The sequence below is a fragment of the Janthinobacterium sp. GMG1 genome (assembly GCF_034427795.1).
Classification (GTDB): domain Bacteria; phylum Pseudomonadota; class Gammaproteobacteria; order Burkholderiales; family Burkholderiaceae_D; genus Janthinobacterium.
This window is the reverse complement of record NZ_JAXQNT010000005.1, coordinates 43943-62453: the sequence shown is the minus strand read 5'-3', so window position 1 is coordinate 62453 and position 18511 is coordinate 43943. Positions and strand designations below refer to the sequence as shown.

General features: G+C 63.8%; 17 protein-coding genes. 4 read left to right on the top strand and 13 right to left on the bottom strand.

Annotated features, from left to right (window positions below):
* Positions 1-245 precede the first annotated feature (245 nt).
* Positions 246-2729 carry an ATP-binding protein gene (locus tag SJI03_RS15095; protein ID WP_322427723.1) on the top strand — a complete coding sequence of 828 codons (2484 nt, stop codon included), beginning with the start codon at positions 246-248 and terminating at the stop codon, positions 2727-2729.
* A gap of 317 nt (positions 2730-3046) precedes the next feature.
* A complete protein-coding gene (locus SJI03_RS15090) occupies positions 3047-4030 on the top strand; it encodes a diguanylate cyclase domain-containing protein (protein WP_099378685.1) in 984 nt (327 codons plus the stop codon).
* 73 nt (positions 4031-4103) lie between these two features.
* On the opposite strand, the gene SJI03_RS15085 is transcribed toward SJI03_RS15090, so the two are convergent.
* On the bottom strand, positions 4104-4499 hold the full coding sequence (locus tag SJI03_RS15085; protein ID WP_099378684.1) for a hypothetical protein: 396 nt from the start codon (positions 4497-4499) through the stop codon (positions 4104-4106).
* 282 nt (positions 4500-4781) lie between these two features.
* Here SJI03_RS15085 and SJI03_RS15080 point away from each other — a divergent pair, with 282 nt between their 5' ends.
* A complete protein-coding gene (locus SJI03_RS15080) occupies positions 4782-5495 on the top strand; it encodes a sensor histidine kinase (RefSeq protein WP_099378683.1) in 714 nt (237 codons plus the stop codon).
* Between the two features lie 77 nt (positions 5496-5572).
* Complete coding sequence (locus SJI03_RS15075) at positions 5573-6088, top strand: DUF6265 family protein (RefSeq protein WP_322427722.1); 516 nt, start codon at positions 5573-5575, stop codon at positions 6086-6088.
* A 41-nt stretch (positions 6089-6129) separates the two neighbouring features.
* On the opposite strand, the gene SJI03_RS15070 is transcribed toward SJI03_RS15075, so the two are convergent.
* The 12 genes from SJI03_RS15070 to alr all read right to left on the bottom strand — a co-directional run bounded on the left by SJI03_RS15070 (position 6130) and on the right by alr (position 18498).
* Entirely contained in the window at positions 6130-7428 is a 1299-nt protein-coding gene (locus tag SJI03_RS15070) for an NAD(P)/FAD-dependent oxidoreductase (protein ID WP_035820065.1), read from the bottom strand.
* A gap of 20 nt (positions 7429-7448) precedes the next feature.
* Entirely contained in the window at positions 7449-7940 is a 492-nt protein-coding gene (locus SJI03_RS15065; RefSeq protein WP_322427721.1) for a hypothetical protein, read from the bottom strand.
* Positions 7941-8033: 93 nt separating this feature from the next.
* Entirely contained in the window at positions 8034-8798 is a 765-nt protein-coding gene (locus SJI03_RS15060; RefSeq protein ID WP_322427720.1) for a transporter, read from the bottom strand.
* A 78-nt stretch (positions 8799-8876) separates the two neighbouring features.
* Positions 8877-10532 carry a methyl-accepting chemotaxis protein gene (locus tag SJI03_RS15055; RefSeq protein ID WP_322427719.1) on the bottom strand — a complete coding sequence of 552 codons (1656 nt, stop codon included), beginning with the start codon at positions 10530-10532 and terminating at the stop codon, positions 8877-8879.
* A gap of 183 nt (positions 10533-10715) precedes the next feature.
* Positions 10716-12098, bottom strand: a complete 1383-nt coding sequence (locus tag SJI03_RS15050) for a copper oxidase (RefSeq protein WP_322427718.1) — start codon at positions 12096-12098, stop codon at positions 10716-10718.
* A gap of 2 nt (positions 12099-12100) precedes the next feature.
* On the bottom strand, positions 12101-13459 hold the full coding sequence (locus SJI03_RS15045) for a TolC family protein (protein ID WP_322427717.1): 1359 nt from the start codon (positions 13457-13459) through the stop codon (positions 12101-12103).
* A 1-nt stretch (position 13460) separates the two neighbouring features.
* Positions 13461-13793 carry a hypothetical protein gene (locus tag SJI03_RS15040; RefSeq protein WP_322427716.1) on the bottom strand — a complete coding sequence of 111 codons (333 nt, stop codon included), beginning with the start codon at positions 13791-13793 and terminating at the stop codon, positions 13461-13463.
* Positions 13794-13906: 113 nt separating this feature from the next.
* Positions 13907-14326, bottom strand: coding sequence for a hypothetical protein (locus SJI03_RS15035; protein WP_322427715.1), 420 nt, complete (start codon positions 14324-14326; stop codon positions 13907-13909).
* A gap of 41 nt (positions 14327-14367) precedes the next feature.
* On the bottom strand, positions 14368-14904 hold the full coding sequence (locus SJI03_RS15030) for a hypothetical protein (protein WP_322427714.1): 537 nt from the start codon (positions 14902-14904) through the stop codon (positions 14368-14370).
* Between the two features lie 116 nt (positions 14905-15020).
* Positions 15021-16571: a sensor domain-containing diguanylate cyclase gene (locus tag SJI03_RS15025; RefSeq protein WP_322427713.1), complete on the bottom strand. Its 1551-nt coding sequence runs from the start codon at positions 16569-16571 to the stop codon at positions 15021-15023.
* A 162-nt stretch (positions 16572-16733) separates the two neighbouring features.
* The gene (locus tag SJI03_RS15020) at positions 16734-17291 is read right to left on the bottom strand and encodes an NADPH-dependent FMN reductase (protein ID WP_099378674.1); all 558 of its coding nucleotides are present in this window, start codon (positions 17289-17291) and stop codon (positions 16734-16736) included.
* Between the two features lie 88 nt (positions 17292-17379).
* Positions 17380-18498 carry an alanine racemase gene (alr, locus tag SJI03_RS15015; protein WP_322427712.1) on the bottom strand — a complete coding sequence of 373 codons (1119 nt, stop codon included), beginning with the start codon at positions 18496-18498 and terminating at the stop codon, positions 17380-17382.
* Between the last annotated feature and the right edge of the window lie 13 nt (positions 18499-18511).

Sequence of the window (18511 nt, the reverse complement as noted above, 5' to 3'; positions counted from 1 at the left end):
TCTCGAAAGAAGCGGGATTATAGGGACTGCTTTCCAGCCTGTCCAGTGCTATCTGCAAGTGGCGCGCAAGCGTGCGGAGGCGCTGCGCCGCTTGGGGCTACAATACCAGCCAGACAGGGGCGCTTGTGCCTCCCCTCATTCATCACGGCGGGCATTGACCAACATGACCCATTTAACTGAGCTGAGCGGCGGCGGCCCGGTGGGGCAAGAGTCCGTGCGGCAGACTCACTGTTGCAGGATTTCCGATGGCCAAGCCTGACCGCACGCAAGATCTGCTGCCTCCATCAGCGCCGCTGAGCCTCTCCGACGAGCGCCTGGCCAACTTACTGGAAAGCATCACCGATGGTTTCTGCCTGCTCGACCGCGACTGGACCATCCGCTATATCAATACGCGCGGCGCCGACATGCTTGTACCGCAGCGTCCGCCTGGCGCCAGCCTGGCAGGCAACAATCTGTGGCAAGCCTGTCCCGATTTGCAGGGCACGGAACTGGAAACGCAGTACCGGCGCGCCATGGCGCAGCAGCACAGCTGCAGTTTCGAACTGCTGTATCCGCCGCTGGGGCGCTGGCTGGAAGTGCGCATTTTCCCTTCCAGCGACGGCTTGACCACGTACATCCAGGACATCAGCCAGCGCAAGGCGGCCGAGGAAAGCTTGCGCCACAGCGAGGAAGACTTGCGCGCGCTGGCCAACTCCATCCCGCAACTGGCCTGGATCGCCAGCTTCGACGGCACCATCGCCTGGTACAACCAGCGCTGGCACGACTACACGGGCACCAGCGCCGGGCAGATGGCGGGCGATGGCTGGAGCATCGCCTATGACGCGCAGCATTTGCCACCCATGCTGCAAGCGTGGAAGGCTGCCTTGCGTGATGGCACGCCCTTTGAAATGGAGTTCCCCATCCGCGGCGCCGACGGCCAGTACCGCTGGTTCCTGACGCGCGCCAATCCCGTGCGCGACCGGGGCGGCCAGCTGCTGCGCTGGTTTGGCACGAGCACCGACGTCGACCAGGTCAAGCGCGCGCAGGAAGCCTTGCGTGATGAAACGCGCGTGCTCGAGTTGCTCAACAATACGGGCGCGGCCCTGGCCGGCACCCTGGACTTGCCGGCGCTGCTGCAGGAAACCGTCGATGCGGCCACGCGCATCAGCGGCGCGCGTTTCGGCGCCTTCTTCTACCATGACGATGCGGCCGTGCCCGATGCGGACGCGCTGCCGGCGGCGCGCGCCGTGAGCGGCATCAGTCTGCAACAAGCCGACGCCATCGCCGCCGAGCTGCGCCTCGGCCCGGCCACGCGCCAGAATGACCTGCTGGCGGCGCCAGACGGAGGTGCCGACGGGCCGCAGCTGCGCAGCTGCCTGAGTCTGCCCGTCAATTCGCGCGCCGGCTTGCCGCTGGGGCGCTTGCTGCTCGGCCATCCGCAAGCAGGCATGTTCAGCGCGCGCAGCGAGCGCATCGTTTCGGCCATCGCGGCCCAGGCCGCCGTCGCGCTCGACAATACGCGCCTGTACGCGGCCGCCACGCGCGCCGCCGAAGAGCGCAAGGTACTGCTCGACAGCGAACGCGAGGCGCGCGCCGAAGCCGAGCGCACGAACCAGCTGAAAGACGATTTTCTTGCCACCCTGTCGCATGAACTGCGCACGCCGCTGTCGGCCATCCTCGGCTGGGCGCAGGTGCTGCGGCGCGGCACGCGCGACCAGGCCGACCTGCACCGCGGCCTGCAAAGCATCGAACGCAATGCGCGCGCGCAGGCGCAGCTGATCGAGGACTTGCTCGACATGAGCCGCATCACCTCCGACAAGGTGCTGCTCGACCTGCAAACCCTCGCGCCCGCCAGCGTCATCGCCTCGGCCATCGAAACCCTGCGCCCGGCGGCCGACGCCAAGCACATCGCCATCCACTGCAACATCGCCAGCGATGCGGGCCGCATCACGGGCGACCCCAGCCGTATCCAGCAAGTGATCTGGAACCTGCTGTCGAATGCCCTGAAGTTCACGCCACAAGGGGGACGGGTCGATATCGGCGTGCGCCGCGAGGCGACCCGCCTGGCCATCACGGTAGCCGACAACGGCGTCGGCATCCGGAAGGATTTCCTGCCCCACGTGTTCGACCGCTTCCGCCAGGCCGACGCCTCCACCACGCGCCGGCATGGCGGCCTGGGGCTGGGACTGGCGATCGTCAAGCACCTGGTGGAACAGCATGGCGGCACGGTCACGGTCAGCAGCGCCGGCGACATGCAGGGCGCCAGCTTTACCGTGCGCCTGCCCCTGGGGACGCCGGCCGCCGCGCGCCAGGCAGGCACCGCCCCGTCCGCCAGCCATGACTTGCGCGGCGTCACGGTGCTGCTGGTCGATGACGAAGCCGATGCGCGCGAACTGACGGAACGCATCCTGCGCGACAACAACGCCGAAGTGCACGGCGCCGGCAGCGTGGCGCAAGCGCTGCAACTGCTGGATCAGGTGCAGCCGGATGTGCTGGTCAGCGACATCGGCATGCCCGATGCCGACGGCTTCGACTTGCTGGCGCAGGTGCGCGCACACGCCGCCCCTGATGTGGCCCGCCTGCCCGCGCTGGCGCTGACGGCGTTTGCACAACCGCAGGATCGCCAGCGGGCGCTGGACAGCGGCTTCCAGGCCTGGGTCTCGAAGCCGCTCGACCCGGCCGAACTGGTGGCGGCCGTGGCGCAACTGGCCGCTGCGCGCCCTGGACCGGAGCGCAAACCACTGCCCTAAAAAGATGATGCAAAGAAATACATAGTGCAGTACAAAATGTCTATTTCCATGGGTTGGCCTTCCTACTTTCAGACGCGGCACTGTCCTACAAGCAACTAAGCTGAAGTTTGCTACACTGAAATGCAGAAGCACACCTGCACGGCAGGCTGGAAATGGCGACCCTGGCCGGAGAGAATGGCAGAAGCGAGTTCATGCGCTGTTGTGCGCCCTATCTTGTTGCAAGGCGCTACTATCATTCCGACCACCGTCAGCCGCACTGCCAGCCCTTGGCCGCGGTAGAAGCCAGTGTTGCATAGACCGTATAACCGAGACCCTACATGCCCAGCCAAGATGAGATTTTGAAAGCCAAAATTTTGGTCGTTGACGATTCACCCGACAATGTCGACCTGATGCTGGAAATCCTGCGCGATGCCGGCTACACCAATGTCACGGCCACCATGCGTCCGGCACAGGTCTGCCCCTTGCATCAGGAGCATTGCTACGACTTGATCTTGCTGGATCTGCAAATGCCGGAACTCAATGGTTTCCAGGTCATGAAAGGCTTGAAAGAAATCGAACATGGCGGCTACCTGCCCGTGCTGGCCCTGACGGCGCAACCGAGTTTCAAGATCGCCGCCTTGGAAGCGGGCGCGCGCGACTTCATCAGCAAGCCCTTCGACCTGATGGAAGTGCACAAGCGCATCCACAACATGCTGGAAGTGCGCCTGCTGTACAAGGAACTGGCGCAATACAGCAAGCAGCAGCAGGAACTGGCGCTGCACGATCCGCTGACGGGCTTGCCGAACCGGCGCCTGCTGGAAGACCGCATCGAGCATACCCTGCAGCAATCGGCCCGCAGCCGCGGCAAGTCGGCCATCCTGTATCTCGACCTGGATGGATTCAAGGCCATCAACGACAGTTACGGCCACGGCTATGGCGATGAGATCCTGAAAATGGTGGCGGCCCGCCTGGTGGGCGCCTCGCGCAAGGAAGACACGGTGGCGCGCATCGGCGGCGATGAATTCGTCATCGTGCTGGGCAACCTGGCCGGCAAGGGCGACGCGCGCGAACCGGCCGCCAAGCTGATTGAAGTCATTTCCGAACCGTATTTCATCAACGACCTGACCCTGCGCCTGTCGACCAGCATCGGCATCGCCATCTACCCGGACGACGCCAGCACCGTCGAATCCCTGCTGGGCGCGGCCGACACGGCCCTGTATGAAGCCAAGCGTGCCGGCAAGAACCGCTTTTGCTGCACGCCGCATGAAGTGATCGCGTCGCAGGTCAACATGCAGAAAAGCAGCATTCCGTCGATCGCCTGACGTTGACGTCGCGCGGCACGTAAAAAAACCGGCGAGCCTCGCGGCCAGCCGGTTTTTTTATTGCAGAGACACTTTATTTCTTGCCAGCCGTCACTTCATGCTGGCCCGCATGCTGGTGGTCCGTTTGCGCATTGACGGTTTCCGGCGGCACTTCGATGCGCGTGATGCCGGCATCGACGGAGATCGGGTCGCTGGCGGGGAACGTCATTTCCACGGCGTCGTCGAGCAATTCTTCCTTGGCCCGCTCTTCGCCGCTCATGCCTTCTTCATCAGCCAGGATGGCCAGCGCGCTGGCCCATTTGACGAAATTGAGGTTGGACAATTCGCGCACGGTGGTCACGCCAAACGCTTGCTGCAAGGCCTTGGCGTCTTTTGCGCTGACGCCGCGCAGGGCGCTGATGGGCGCATTGACGATGTCGCGGAAGCTTTTGTCGAGGTATTCCTTGTCGACGATGGTATCGATATTCATGGCATGTCCTTTCGTTTCGGTAAGCGGGCCAGTGCTGCATGGGGGAGGCACAGCCCCACTATGGCAGCGTAGGGCGCCCCGGTATGTGCGCAGCCGTACGTAACGACAGGAACGATGCCTGCTGGCGCAAACGATAATATTGTCTATCATATAAAAATGATGGAAGGAGATTAAAATTGCCGAAAAGACAGAAATTTTCCATCCATGCGCCCCGCGATGAAATCCTCATGTATGATCCACAACTTGAATTTGGTCCTCACCTTTCACCATTCACGGGGCGCTATGTCCGCACAAACAGATCCGAACAAGGAAGCGGCCCAGGCCGATGCGGAACGCGCCGCCGATCTCAGCGAGTTGCTCGGCCATGTCAACACCAGCTGGGACAATGAACGGCGCGCCCTGTCGCGCCAGCTGCACGACAGCCTCGGCTCCTCGCTGACGGCGCTGACCATGCACCTGTCGCTGCTGACGCAAAAGATGCCGCAGGAAGCGGCTCTGCTCGACCGCGCGGCGACCATGAAGCAACTGCTGCTGAATGTGATTGAAACCAACCGCCAGATGCAGATGAAGCTGTGGAACGACAAGCTTGAGTTTCTCGGCGTGAATGTGGCGCTGGGCGAGCTGGCCGCGCAATTTGCCGAACAGCACAAGATCACCGTGCGCTGCAGCCTGCCCGAAGATGAACTGATTTGCCCGCGCAACGTGGGCGTGGCCCTGCTGCGCACCCTGGAAGAAGCGCTCGGCAACATCGCCGCGCACGCCCACGCCACAGAGGTGGACATCATCATCGACGACAATGAAGAGGCGCTGATGATGACGGTCAAGGATAACGGCAGCGGCTTGCCAGCCAACGAGCCCGTCGAGATGAGCAAGCACGGCCTGCGCTCCGTGCGCGAGCGCGTGCACTACCTGGGCGGCAGCCTGAGCCTGACGGCCAATCCGCAAGGCGGCACGGCCCTGACCGTCGTCCTGCCGCGTATTAGCCCGAAAGAATAGTCCTTGCCAGGCTGCATCGGGCCAGAACACTGCCGGGGCACCCCGAACCGCAGCACGATTCGACGAAAGGAGACCGCATGCAACGACTGATCCCCACCCTGCTGGCTGCACTGCTGACCCTGGGCAGCGTCCAGGCCGCCGACAAGACCGTGCCGCCGCCGGAAACCGTGGACAAGCTGGCCTGGCTGGCCGGCTGCTGGAACGTCGACGGCGCCGAGCCCGGCTCCGGCGAACAATGGAGCACGGCTGCCGGCGGCACCCTCCTCGGCACCAGCCGCACCGTCAAGGGCGGCAAGACGACAGCCTTTGAATTCGTGCAGATCCGCCTCACCGAGCCGGGCCAGCTGGCCTACATCGTGCAGCCGTCGGGCCAGCCGCCCGTAATCTTCAACCTGTTGCGCCAGGACAAGCCGAATGAATTCATCTTCGCCAACCTGGACAATGACTTCCCCAGCCGCATCATTTACCGCCACGACAGCGAGCGCATCTTGCATGCCAGCATTACGGGCACCTTGAAGGGCAAGCTCACCACCATCGATTTCCCCATGACGCGGGGCCGCTGCGAAGCGACACCCGTCACGCGCAGCAAATGAAAAGGGGCCTCGCGGCCCCTTTTTGATGGAATAGCAACGGCTTAGTGCAGCTTGACCTGCGGCGTGCTGCGCTTGATCAGGAAACGGCCCATGGCCATGACAGCCGTGCGCACGCTGCCCAGCACGGCATTGTGGTGCATCAGGTGCAGGCTGACATACATCATGCGCGCGACAAAGCCTTCGACGAACCAGCTCAGGCCCTTCAGCGACCCCATCAGGGTGCCCACCGAAGTGGTGCGGCCGAACGACACGAGCGAACCGTAGTCCAGGTATTCGTACGGTTTCGTTTGCGGCGGCTTGCCCTTGGCTTGCAGCAGGAATGTTTTCAGCAGGTAATCGGCTTGCTGGTGGGCGGCCTGGGCGCGCGGTGGCACCAGCTTGCCGTCGGGACCCGTGCAGGCGGCGCAATCGCCGAGCGCGAAGATATTCGCATGGCCCTGCACATTGAGCATGCCCGTCACTTCCAGCTGGCCGGCGCGGTTGGTCGGCAAGCCCAAAGTGGCCAGGAATTCCGGCGCGCGGATGCCGGCAGCCCACACGCAGATGTCGGCCGCATAGCTGGTGCCGCTGGCCACCGTCACCTTGTCGGCTTCGATCGTGGTGACGCGCGTATCGGTCACCACGCTGATGCCATGCTGGTGCAGCAATTTCGAGGCGGCAATCGACACGCGCTCGGGCAACGGCGCCAGGATGCGCGGCGCCCCTTCGAGCAGGGTGATGCGCACATCCTTGATAGCGTTGAGATTCTGGAAACCATACGCGGCATACACGCCGCTCGCTTCGCGCAATTCGGCCGCCAGTTCCACGCCCGTGGCGCCGCCGCCGATGATGACGATGTCGACACCGGGATGGCCCGCGTCGCCCTGGCGCTGCTCGGCCATGGCCAGCAGTTTCAGCAAGGTCAGACGGAAACGTTCGGCGTCTTCCGTGGCATTCAGGGAAATCGTGTTTTCCTTGGCGCCGGGCACGCCGAAGTAATTCGAGGTGCTGCCCACGGCCAGCACCAGCTGGTCGTAGCTGACGGTGCGCTGCGGCAAGAGTTGCTCATCCTTGTCCGTGGCGATGGCGCCCACGGTGAGGCTGTTCGACGCGGCGTCGAGTGCGATCAGGGGACCATAGACATAGGTAAAACCATTGTCATGCGCCAGCATCTGGTACGACAGGCCCTCTTGATGAATATCCAGGGTGCCGGCCGCCACTTCATGCAGCGACGGCTTCCAGATATGGTACAGGCGACTGTCGACCAGGGTGACCTGGCCGGCGCCGAGCTTGCGGCTGAGTTTGCAAGCCAGCTCCAGGCCGCCTGCTCCTCCCCCTACGATAACGATTTTACTGTGCAAAGATCCTCCTGCTTAAATTTTTAGTCCCTGTGCCCGTTGCCGTTGCCGTGGCCATTGCCATGACCCTTGCCCGGCTTGTTGTCATGCTTGTCGCGCTTGTCATCATGCTTGTCAAAGTGCTTGTCATGCTTGTTGTCATGACGGCCGCGGTCACCGTAATCGGGACGGGCATGGTCGCCATGCTGCTGGCGGTAACGGGGCACATATTGGTTGTTATACCAACTATCCTGGACGAAATATACCTCTTGGTTACAGGCATTATACTTGCGGCAGTGCTTGGACCAGTTTTTCGCATGGCCGGGCGGCACGCGCAAATAGATGGGACGGGCCGAATAATATTGCGGGCGCTGCACGATGACAGGCTGGGCATAAATCAATTGCGGCGCGGGATAGTCGCCTATGTCGATGCGTCCGTAAAAGCCTGGCTGGCCGACGGTAACAGAGACGCCAACCTGGGCGACGGCAGCGGTAGCGGCCGACAGCAAGACGGCGGCAAGAATCAGGGTTTTCATGGGGACACTCCTTTTATCAGTTATGCCGTCATTGTAGACCTTGTGCAACCAACTGTTTGTTCGCAAGGACACATAAGGATGGCCGTCGCAATCTCACCACAGCTTGCCCAAAGGCACGACCAGGCCGCTGAACAGCGACCAGTCCGGCGACGCCGCCGTCAAGCCGCGCGCCATGCCGATATCGATGGTCAGCCGCGGCGTGGGGCTGTAGCTGGCGGCCAGCAGCAATTGCGCCGTGGCCGGCGCGCCGCGCAGGCGCGTGCCCGACACCTCCGCCGTGGCGCCCCAGCGGTCGCTGACGGGCGTGGAAAAGGAGGTCGCCCAGCCCGTTTGCAGCCGGCCCGTCACCGGGTCGGATGCCCCCAGGCGCGTGGCGTTCAGGTTGGCGTCCATGTGCACGGCGCCCAGGTCGCGGCTGAAAATGCCGTTCAGCGACACGTCGCTCTTGCCGCTGCCGATGCTGTCCTTGGCCGTGGGCAACTTCCAGCCCAGTTCCAGTCCCAGCGCGGTGGCGCTGTCGAGCAAAAAGGCGCGCTTGAGCACGACCGTCGTATCGCCCACGCCCGTGTCGCGCCGGCCCGTGTCGTCGCGTGCGCGCACAAAACCCTCGCCTTCAAGCAACACGCCCCATTCGGGCGTAAACGCCAGTTTGAACGTGTACGGCAGACTGGCGCGGCGCGTGTCATCCGTTTTCGACAGCAGGCCGCCCGCCTCGAATTCCAGCTGGCCCGGCACGGGCAACTGGGCCGGGCTTGCCACGGAAGGACGGTAAGGCAGTACGGGATCGCCCTGCTGTGCTTGCGCCAGGGGCGCCAGGGACAGCAGCAGGGATAAGCAAAGCAAGCGGGGAAATAACATGAAAGACCCGGAAGTGGCAAACGCGCAATAGCGACAGCCTACCACCGCCGCGCCGATTGCGCCCGAGCCTGCCCCGTTTCAGGCCAGGCGCCGCACGCCCTGTCTGGCGGCCGGCACCGGCCGGCGCAGCGGCGTGACATTGCTGGACGCCGGCACGACCATCTGTTGCGCCTGGGCATGCAGGCGGAACACGCCCACCAGTTCCGTCAGGGTCTGCGCCTGGTCCTGCAGCGATTCGGCCGCCGCGGCCGCCTCTTCCACCAAGGCCGCGTTTTGCTGCGTCACCTGGTCCATCTGCAGCACGGCCTGGTTAACTTGCTCGATGCCGGCGCTTTGCTCGGCGCTGGCAGCCGTGATTTCCTGCATGATGTCGGCCACCTGGCGCACGCTGGCGACCACTTCATCCATCGTCTTGCCCGCGTCATGCACGAGCTTGGAACCGATTTCCACCTGTTCGACGGAGTCGCCGATCAGGGTCTTGATTTCCTTGGCGGCACTGGCCGAGCGTTGCGCCAGGTTGCGCACTTCGGAGGCCACGACGGCAAAACCGCGCCCCTCCTCGCCCGCCCTGGCCGCTTCCACGGCCGCGTTCAAGGCGAGGATATTCGTCTGGAAGGCGATGCTGTCGATGACGCTGATGATGTCGACGATCTTGCGCGACGAGGCATTGATCGATTCCATCGTCTGCACCACCTGCCCCACCACGGCGCCGCCCTTGCCGGCCACGTCGGACGCGGCGCCGGCCAGCGCATTGGCCTGGCGCGCATTGTCTGCATTCTGCCGCACGGCCGACGTCAGCTGCTCCATCGACGACGCCGTTTCTTCCAGCGAACTGGCCTGCTCTTCCGTGCGGGACGACAAGTCGAGGTTGCCCTGGGCGATTTCGCCCGAGGCCGTGTTGATGGTGTCCGTGCCCGAACGCACCTGGCTGACGATGCCCACCAGTTTGTCACGCATGCTTTTCATGGCAAACAGCAAGCTGGCGCTGTCGTGGCTGGCCGTGCGGATATCGACGGTGAGGTCGCCCTCGGCGATGGCGCCGGCGATCCTGACGGCATACGACGGTTCGCCACCGAGCTGGCGCGTCAGTCCGCGCGTGATCAGCGCCCCCAGCGCCAGGCCGGCCGCCATGCTGCCCAGCACCAGCGCGATCATGAAACTGCGGCTGGCCTGGTACACGCCCGAGGCCTGCTCGGAAGCCGCCTTGGCGCGCTCTTCCTTCTGCAGCGACAATTTGTCGAGCACGCCATCGAGTTCGTCGGCATGCTGGCGCGTCTTGTTGAGTAATTCGACCAGTTGCGCGCTGCGCTGGGCCAGCGGTTCGGCCGCCGCCAGGGTCAGCGCCTGCTGCATGGTGGCAATGTACTCCGCTTCGACGGCGGCGAAGCGGGCAAACAGTTCCTTGGCCGCTGACGTGACGAACAGCGGTTCCGCCTTGGCCAGGTAGCTTTTATTCAACTCGAGGAATTTGGCGATGTCGGCCTGGCGCGTGGCGCGCTCTTCGGCGGTCGTGGCCAGCAGGAAATTGCTGCGCGCGCGGCCCACCTTGATCAGGGCGATATTGGCTTCCTTGATGTATGACAAGCCCAGCAATTCGTGGTTGTACATCTGCCCCGCCATGGTATCGATCTTGCCCATGTTGAAGATGCCGATGCCGGCCACGATGGCCCCCATCAGCGCCACGCAAAAAAAAGCCGCCAGCAAGCGCGTTCCCACCTTCATCCGGTTCAACATGATTTCTCCCATAAGACTGGCCGATACTCGATGTAACTGGAGCGTACTGGCTTGAATATAAAGAAAAATCACGGAAAAAAATGCTCGGATTGTCACCAAATAACAATTCCTTGATTTATGGCAACATGCAAAACGGCTTGCCATGCTAGGCAAGCCGTTCGGGAGCATGCTTGACAGCGTGTATTAGTGGCCCGTGTGAGCCCCAGGTTTACGCACCGTCATCTCGACGCCACCTTTCACCACTTGCTTGCCCGCACCCTGGCCGCGCACGGGTTCCGGCAAGGCGCCCGTCCATTCGTAGGCCACGCTGCCGGCCGGGTGCTTGTACCAGCCCGGATCGCGGTAGTCGCCCGGCTTCTGCTCCTTGCGCACCTTGACCGTGGTAAACATGCCACCCATGCCGATGGCGCCGAAGGGGCCGTCGCCGGCCATCATCGGCAAGGTATTGTCGGGAATCGGCATCTGCATGTCGCCCATGTCGGCCATGCCCCGCTCGCCCATCACCATATAGCCGGGCACGAGCTGGTTGATCTTCGCCGCCACGCCCTGGTGGTCGACGCCGATCATGGTCGGCACGTCATGTCCCATGGCATTCATCGTATGGTGCGACTTGTGGCAGTGGAAGGCCCAGTCGCCCAGGTCCGTGGCCGTGAATTCCACGGCGCGCATCTGGCCCACGGCCACGTCCGTCGTCACTTCGGGCCAGCGCGATTCGGGGCGCGTCCAGCCGCCATCCGTGCCCGTCACCTCGAATTCATGGCCATGCATGTGGATCGGGTGGTTCGTCATCGTCAGATTGCCCACGCGCACGCGCACCTTGTCGCCCTGGCGCACGACCATGGGGTCGATGCCGGGGAAGACGCGGCTGTTGAAGGTGAACAGATTGAAATCCGTCATGGTCATGATCTTCGGCGTGTAGCTGCCGGGATCGATGTCATAGTTGCTCAGCAAGAAGACGAAATCGCGGTCCACCTTCATGAAGTTCGGGTCTTTCGGGTGCGTCACCCAGAAACCCATCATGCCCATGGCCATTTGCGTCATTTCATCCGCATGCGGGTGATACATGAAGGTGCCGGGCCGCTTGGCGACGAATTCATAGACGAAAGTCTTGCCGGGAGGAATGCCCGGCTGGGTCAGGCCCGTGACGCCATCCATGCCGTTGGGCAAGCGCTGGCCATGCCAGTGCACGCTCGTGTGTTCCGGCAATTTGTTCGTGACGAAGATGCGCACGCGGTCGCCCTCCACCACTTCGATGGTCGGGCCCGGAGACTGGCCGTTGTAGCCCCACAGATTGGCCATCATGCCGGGTGCCAGTTCGCGCACGACGGGCTCGGCCACCAGATGAAATTCCTTGACGTTGTTGTTCATGCGCCAGGGCAAGGACCAGCCATTCAGGGTGACGACGGGGTTGTAGGGACGGCCGTTCGGCGGCGGTGGCGGCGCTTTCGTCTCCGCACCGGCCATGCTGGCGGCTTCCGGCAACGAGGCCGCCCCCACGCGACTCACGGCTGCCGCACTCAGGGCCACAGCGCCCGCATTCATGAAAAAGTTTCTACGTGTAATCATCATTATTCCTTCTCGGCTGGGCCGCTGCCATTGATGGCCGACTGCAATGTTGTTTGGGCGATCCAGAAATCGCGCTGGGTCTCGATGGCGCTGTTCACGCTGGCAACTTGCTCGCGCGCATCGGCCAGCAGTTCGAACACGCTGGCCAGCATGCCGTTGTAGCGCAGCAATACTTCATGCGAGATCATCTTGCGCAGCGGCACGACTTCATCGCGGTAGTGGCGCGCCAGGTCGTAGGCTGTGCGGTAGCTCGAATACGCCTCGCGCACCTCCGAGCGGGCTCGCACGGCCGTGCCCGCCGTGCGCTGCAGCGACTGCTCGTACATCGCTTGCGCCTTGGCGTTGCGCGCCGAACCCCAGTCGAACAGGGGCAATTCCAGCGACACTTCATAGCCATTTTCGCGCGGCGCCTCGCTGCTGCTCTTGTTGCTATAGCCCACGTCGAGCACGTTGATGAAACCCGTCACCTTCGACAAGCCCAGCGCGCTGGCCGTGGCGTGCGCGTCGAGTTTCGCTTTTTGCACGTCGAGCCGCTGTTCCATCGCCTGCGCCTCGATATTGCCTGCCTCAGCCGCCTGGGCCGGCAAATCGGGCAAGCTCGACGGCAAAGTAAAGCTGGTCTGCTTGCCCCACAGGCCAAGCAGGCGCGTCAGGTGCTCGCGCGTGGCAGTGGCCTGGTGGCGCGCACGGGCCAGGTCGCCGACGGCGTCCGCGTAAAACACTTGCTGGCGCGCCTGGTCGAGACGGCTCCAGTTGCCCGCCTGTTGCAAGCGCGTGGCCAGTTCGGCGCCCGCCTCGGCCGACAGCAGCGCGCGCTGCATGAAAGCTTCCGTCTGCACGGCGGCCACGGCATTGAAATAGGCGCGGCGCGTGTCCGACGCCAGCTGCACGGCGCTGCTGGCGGCTTGCAGCTTGGCTTGCTCGAAACGGCCCCGCTCGATATTGACGCGCATCGGCATGGTCAGCAAGCCGGCCAGGTCGAAACTGACGCCCCGGTCGATTTCATTGCCATGGCTGCCATGCGAGCGGCCGAATGACAGGCCAGGATTGCGCAAGCGCCCCGCCTGTACCAAATCCGCTTCGGACGCGCCCAGTTCGGCCAGCGCCACCTTCATGCCGTGGTTGTTCATCAGGGCGATGCGCACGGCGCTGTCGGCGTCCAGCGGCTGGGCCAGCAAGGCAGCCAGTTTTTCCTCGCCGCCCTTGTCGGCCAACGCTGCGGGAGCGCCCGTGCGGGCGTCGGCCAGCGCGGACACCGCCTGCATGCCACCATCGGGGCTGAAGCTGGCGCAGCCGCTGAGCAGCAAGGCGGCCGCCAGCGCCAGCGGCGTCAGGCAAGTTGATGTTGTGAAGCGGGCCATGTCAGTGTCCTTCATGCTGATGTTGCTGGTGTTGCGGGGTGGGCTGGGCGGCCGGCTGCGCATCCGGCTTGGGCATGCCATGCTGCATCGGCATCTTGTGGCCGTCCATCTTCATCATGCCCATGTGGCCGCCGGCCTTGCCAACCTTGTCGTTGACGGCGCGCCAGGTCTGGTCGGGCGTGGCATCTTCCTCGGCGGCAGGACGGTAGCCGGCAAAGGCGGAACGGTAAGTGGTGGCCGGCACGGATGCTTGCGCCTCTTGCGGGGCGGACGGGGACTGCGCTGCGGCGGCCAGCGGCAGTACAGCCAGCGCGAGGCTGAACAGATATTTCATGGTATTCCTTGAATAACAGGGTATGGCGCGGCGGGCGCGCGACTGGAACGCTGGCGCGGCCGCGGCAACGTGCGGGGACGTGCGACGGGGGCACCGCCAGGTTCAACGGGCGGTCAGGCGGAGCGCGTGCTTCTTGGGGGACGTTCGGGACCAGGCGGGATATGCCCGGCGAACAGGGAATCGGGCGCCAGCGCCGGAGGCGGCGCGCGCAGGGTCAAGGCGTGCAAGGCGGGTATGCCGGGCGGCGCCGTGGCGCCCACGGTACACGCGCCATGGTTGCTGCAATCGTGGCCGTGATGCGTGGCGCCGGCATCGTCCATGGCCATTTTCATCGGCTGGTCCGCCATCTGCATATCGGCCATGTCGCCCATATCGTGGCACTGGGGTGCCTGCGCTGCCACCACGGTGACCGTCACCGCCAGCTCGTCCACGCAGCAGCTGCGCATGGCCGACGCAAAGCCCTGCAAGGGCAGCGTGACGGCCAGCAGCCAGAGCAGCGAGCGGGCGAGAAAGCGGGAAAAGGCACGGTTCATGACACAACTATAAACCTTCCCACATGAGGAAGGTCAAGCCCCTATTTGCGCCGGCAGCCGTGCGTCAGCCAGATGACGTAGACGCCGTAGTAGCCCTGCCCTTCGAATATGACCTGGCCGTCGGCAAAGGAAACTGTCTCCACTTTATTGACGATGAAATACGCGCGGTTGTCCGCCGCCTCCACGTCGCCCCAGTAGCGTGGAACCTGGCTCCGGTAGCCGCTGGCTCGCCCGATCGCGTCCATCAAATCGCTGATCATGAAGTCGTACAGCATGTCGGCCAGCAGCGGCCGGTGGTCCGCCAGCATGGCCGTGATGTCGGGATAGCCGGCCTGCATCAGTTCGGGCAAGTCGCTTTCCTCGTCCTGCAGGTCATCCTCGCGGCAAGTCTGGATAAAACTGTTGAACGGCTCGTCGAGCAGGCCCGCCAGCGCCGTTTCCGGCACGCTCAGGCGAAACGGGTGCAGCGGCAGCACACTGTGCTGGCCATAGTTGAGTCCGCGGCAGCCCAGATAGGCCAGCGGGTGCCGCTGTCCATCGACTTCGCAGCGGATGCCCGGTGATTGCTCAAACGTCATCAATATCCAATCCTGCCATGCCTGTTATCCTCGTTATGCGTTTCAGTGCCACATGGTAAGCGCTGGCGGGCACCCCGGACAGGCTCAGATGCGACAGAAAACAACGGATCAGTTTATCAGGCAGGCTCCGTGATGCCCACGCAATTGCGTCCGTTTTCCTTGGCCACGTACAGGGCCGCATCGGCGGCGCGCAGCACGGCGTCCGTGTTGCCCGCTTCCTGTTCCGACGACACGACGCCCAGCGATACCGTGACAAAGCCCGCACCGGGAATCACGGCGGCGGCCACCTTGGCGCGCAAGCGCTCGGCCACCTGCATGGCCACGTCCAGGTCGGCATCGGGCAGCAGCATGATGAATTCATCGCCGCCATTGCGGCACAGCACGTCGGCATCGCGCGAACAGGCGCGCATCAGCTGGGCCAGGCGCAGGATGACTTCATCGCCCACGGCATGGCCCCAGCGGTCGTTGACTTGCTTGAAATGGTCGATGTCGATGGCGATGACGGAAAACGGCCGCGCCTGTGCCTGCCACGCATCCAGCGCCGCCGCCATGCCGCGCCGGTTCGACAGGCCCGTCAGCGGGTCCGTCTGCACGTCGGTCTTCAGCTTGCCGATCTTGTTCTGCAACAATGCCAAGCCCTTCAGCAGGGCTTTCTTGATCTGCGCCGCCTCCACATACCACGAGCGGATGGCGGCGATATGCTCGGCCGTGCCTGGCGCATCCATGCGCCGCGCGCCCTCGGCCAGTTGTACCAGGGGCCGCGAAATCAGGCTGGCCAGCCACCAGATGAATGGCAGGCTCAGCAAGGCGATCGGCAGCGAATGCCATACCGTATTGGCCATCAGCTGGTTCAGCGGGGCCAGGGTCATGGCCGTCGGGCGCTGCGCCACGATGCCCCAGCCCGTCGATGGCATGATGGCGTAGCCGGCCAGCATGTCCACGCCCAGGCTGTTGTGCATGCGCCGGTTGCCGCCCCCCTGCTGCGCGATGATGGCGTCGATGACGTGATTGCTGCCGGCCACGTCGCCCAGGCGCTCGGGGTCCGGGTGGTACAACAGGCGCCGGTTCTGATCGACCACGTACAGGTAGGAGCCGTCGCGGTAGTAATGCTGGCCCAGCATGGTGTACAGGATGTTTTTCTGTTTCAGGTAAATGCTGCCGCCCACGTAGCCTAGGTAGCGGCCATCCTTGCCCAGGATGGGATGCGAAATGAAGACCACCAGGTTGCCGGCCGACGACACGTACGGCTGCGTCACCAGCGGGCGCCGCTCGCGCAGCGCCTGGATGGCGCCGACGGAATCGAGCGTGCGGTTTTTCAGGGCCAGCGTTTCCGGCGACACGCCCAGCACCTTGCCCCAGGCATCGACGATGAGCACGGAATTGAAGCTGTTCGTTTGCAGGCGCAGGCGCTGCGCCTCATCCGTCAGCCATTGCTCGTCGCCCAGGCGCGAGGCCAGGCTGCCGGCGCTGTAGGCCAGCTGCTGGCGCGCCGACTGCAGGAAGTCCTCGGCCGTGCTGGCCAGCTTGCTGGCATACGCGTGGTTCGCTTCCAGCGTGGTGTCGATCAACAGCTGGCGCTGCACGCTGTAGCTGGCATAAAACGTATTGACCAGGGACACCAGGGCGCTGGCAAAGGCCACGAGCACGATCAAGCGGCGCAAATTCATGCGCAGAACAGGTTTAGTCCGCATGGGGTCGACAAGAAAAAGTATTGCGCTAAAGAAAGAGCGCATTATACCGAGACACCCATGCCAATATTGAAATCTTGGCATCAATGGTCAAAGAATGTGTACAAGCGGCAACGCAGAGCGCTGCCGCCTTGATTTGCCTCAAGCGTGGATGGCGTGCTTGCGGACCCAGTCCGTGTAACGCTGCATCCAGCCCTGGAAGAAACCGAGGCTGGCCGGGCCGATGCCGCCATGCTCGTCAAACAGGCCTTCCTTGGCCTGGATAAACATTTCAGGCTGTCCCAGCAGCGGCACGTCCAGGTAAGCCAGGATATTGCGCAAATGCTGCTGCGCCAGGGCCGTGCCCGTGGCGCCGACGGAAACGCCGAGCACGGCGCCCGGCTTGCCGCCCCACACGCTCTGGCCATACGGGCGCGAGCCGTGGTCGAGGGCGTTTTTCAGCACGCCGGGAATCGAGCGGTTGTATTCGGGGGTGAGAAACAGCAAGGCTTGCGATGCAGAAATGTCGGATTTGAGACGCAGCACCTGCTCGGACTGCGCGCCATCGTCATCCTGGTTGTACAGCGGCAAATCGCCAATCTCGATATGCTTGAAGGAAAACTCGGGCGGCGCCAGCTTGATGATGGCGTCGGCCAGCTTGCGGTTGAAGGAATCCTTGCGCAGGCTGCCGACGATGATTGCGACTTGATATTGGCTCATATAAATCCCCGATAACGGTTAAAAGAAAGCCCTGGAGTGAAGCTCACACCAGGGCTATCTTGCCACACAATCATCGGATTTGCGCTGTTTAGCGTGCGGCTTGGGCAAGACCCTGATACTCGCGGTAATAGCGTCCGCCCAGGTTCGTCAGCACCTCATAGCCGATGGTATTGGCCATGGCCGCCACGGCGTCGACCGGGTGGTCGGCGCAGATCAGGTCGACCAGACTGCCTGGCACGACGCGGTCGCCGGCGATGGCGCTCACGTCGAGGGTGATGGAATCCATCGAGATGGCGCCGATCTGCGGCACTTTCACGCCGTCGACGATGGCCAGGCCCTGGTTGCTCATGCTGCGCAGCCAGCCATCGGCGTAGCCGACGGACACCGTCGCCACCTGGCGCGGCTCGCTGGCCGTGTAGCGGCGGCTGTAGCCCACATGGTCACCGGCAGCAATCGTGCGCGTCTGCATGACCTTGCCTTGCAGGCGCACCACGGAGCGCAGGGGATTCGGCTCGCCGCCCTGCGGCCCGATGCCGTACAGGGCAGCGCCCGGGCGCACCAGGTCAAAGTGGTAGTCGGGAGACAGGAAAGTGCCCGAGGAATTGGCCAGGCTGGCGCGGTATTGCGGCAGGCGGGCGCGGATGGCGATGAAACGGGCCAGCTGCTCGCCATTCATGGGGTTGCTGCGCTCGTCGGCGCAGGCCAGGTGGCTCATCAGGTAGCGCACCTTGATGCCGTCGAGAAAGTGCGGGTCCAGCAGCCAGGCGTCGATTTCCTGCGGCGACAAGCCCATGCGCGACATGCCCGTGTCGACCTGCACGATGGCGTCCAGGGTGGTGCCCAGCGCCTTGGCGTGCAGGCGCCAGCCCGCCACCTGCGGCTCGCTGTTGAGCACGGGTATCAGGTCGTGGGCCGTGAACTCGCCTTCCGTGCCGACGGGCGGGCCGTGCAGCACGAAGATGGCCGCGTCGGGCGCCACGTGCGGGCGCAGGCTGATGCCCTCTTCCAGGTGGGCGACGAAGAAATGGCGGCACCCCTCTTCATACAGGGCAGCGCCCACTTGCGCGGCGCCCAGGCCATATGCGTCGGATTTGACGACGGCCGAACAGGCAGCCGGATGCGCCTTGTCACGCAGCAAGCAGTAGTTGGCGCGCACGGCGTCCAGGTCCACCGTCAGGATGGCGCCGCTACGTTCCTTGGGAGGCATGCTGGCCCCCATC

Bases quoted from the DNA above. Each gene is read 5' to 3' on its own strand.
- SJI03_RS15095 (WP_322427723.1), top strand. From the start codon at position 246: ATGGCCAAGCCTGACCGCACGCAAGATCTGCTGCCTCCATCAGCGCCG.
- SJI03_RS15090 (WP_099378685.1), top strand. From the start codon at position 3,047: ATGCCCAGCCAAGATGAGATTTTGAAAGCCAAAATTTTGGTCGTTGAC.
- SJI03_RS15085 (WP_099378684.1), bottom strand. From the start codon at position 4,499: ATGAATATCGATACCATCGTCGACAAGGAATACCTCGACAAAAGCTTC.
- SJI03_RS15080 (WP_099378683.1), top strand. From the start codon at position 4,782: ATGTCCGCACAAACAGATCCGAACAAGGAAGCGGCCCAGGCCGATGCG.
- SJI03_RS15075 (WP_322427722.1), top strand. From the start codon at position 5,573: ATGCAACGACTGATCCCCACCCTGCTGGCTGCACTGCTGACCCTGGGC.
- SJI03_RS15065 (WP_322427721.1), bottom strand. From the start codon at position 7,940: ATGAAAACCCTGATTCTTGCCGCCGTCTTGCTGTCGGCCGCTACCGCT.
- SJI03_RS15060 (WP_322427720.1), bottom strand. From the start codon at position 8,798: ATGTTATTTCCCCGCTTGCTTTGCTTATCCCTGCTGCTGTCCCTGGCG.
- SJI03_RS15055 (WP_322427719.1), bottom strand. From the start codon at position 10,532: ATGTTGAACCGGATGAAGGTGGGAACGCGCTTGCTGGCGGCTTTTTTT.
- SJI03_RS15050 (WP_322427718.1), bottom strand. From the start codon at position 12,098: ATGATTACACGTAGAAACTTTTTCATGAATGCGGGCGCTGTGGCCCTG.
- SJI03_RS15045 (WP_322427717.1), bottom strand. From the start codon at position 13,459: ATGGCCCGCTTCACAACATCAACTTGCCTGACGCCGCTGGCGCTGGCG.
- SJI03_RS15040 (WP_322427716.1), bottom strand. From the start codon at position 13,793: ATGAAATATCTGTTCAGCCTCGCGCTGGCTGTACTGCCGCTGGCCGCC.
- SJI03_RS15035 (WP_322427715.1), bottom strand. From the start codon at position 14,326: ATGAACCGTGCCTTTTCCCGCTTTCTCGCCCGCTCGCTGCTCTGGCTG.
- SJI03_RS15030 (WP_322427714.1), bottom strand. From the start codon at position 14,904: ATGACGTTTGAGCAATCACCGGGCATCCGCTGCGAAGTCGATGGACAG.
- SJI03_RS15025 (WP_322427713.1), bottom strand. From the start codon at position 16,571: ATGAATTTGCGCCGCTTGATCGTGCTCGTGGCCTTTGCCAGCGCCCTG.
- SJI03_RS15020 (WP_099378674.1), bottom strand. From the start codon at position 17,291: ATGAGCCAATATCAAGTCGCAATCATCGTCGGCAGCCTGCGCAAGGAT.
- alr (WP_322427712.1), bottom strand. From the start codon at position 18,498: ATGCCTCCCAAGGAACGTAGCGGCGCCATCCTGACGGTGGACCTGGAC.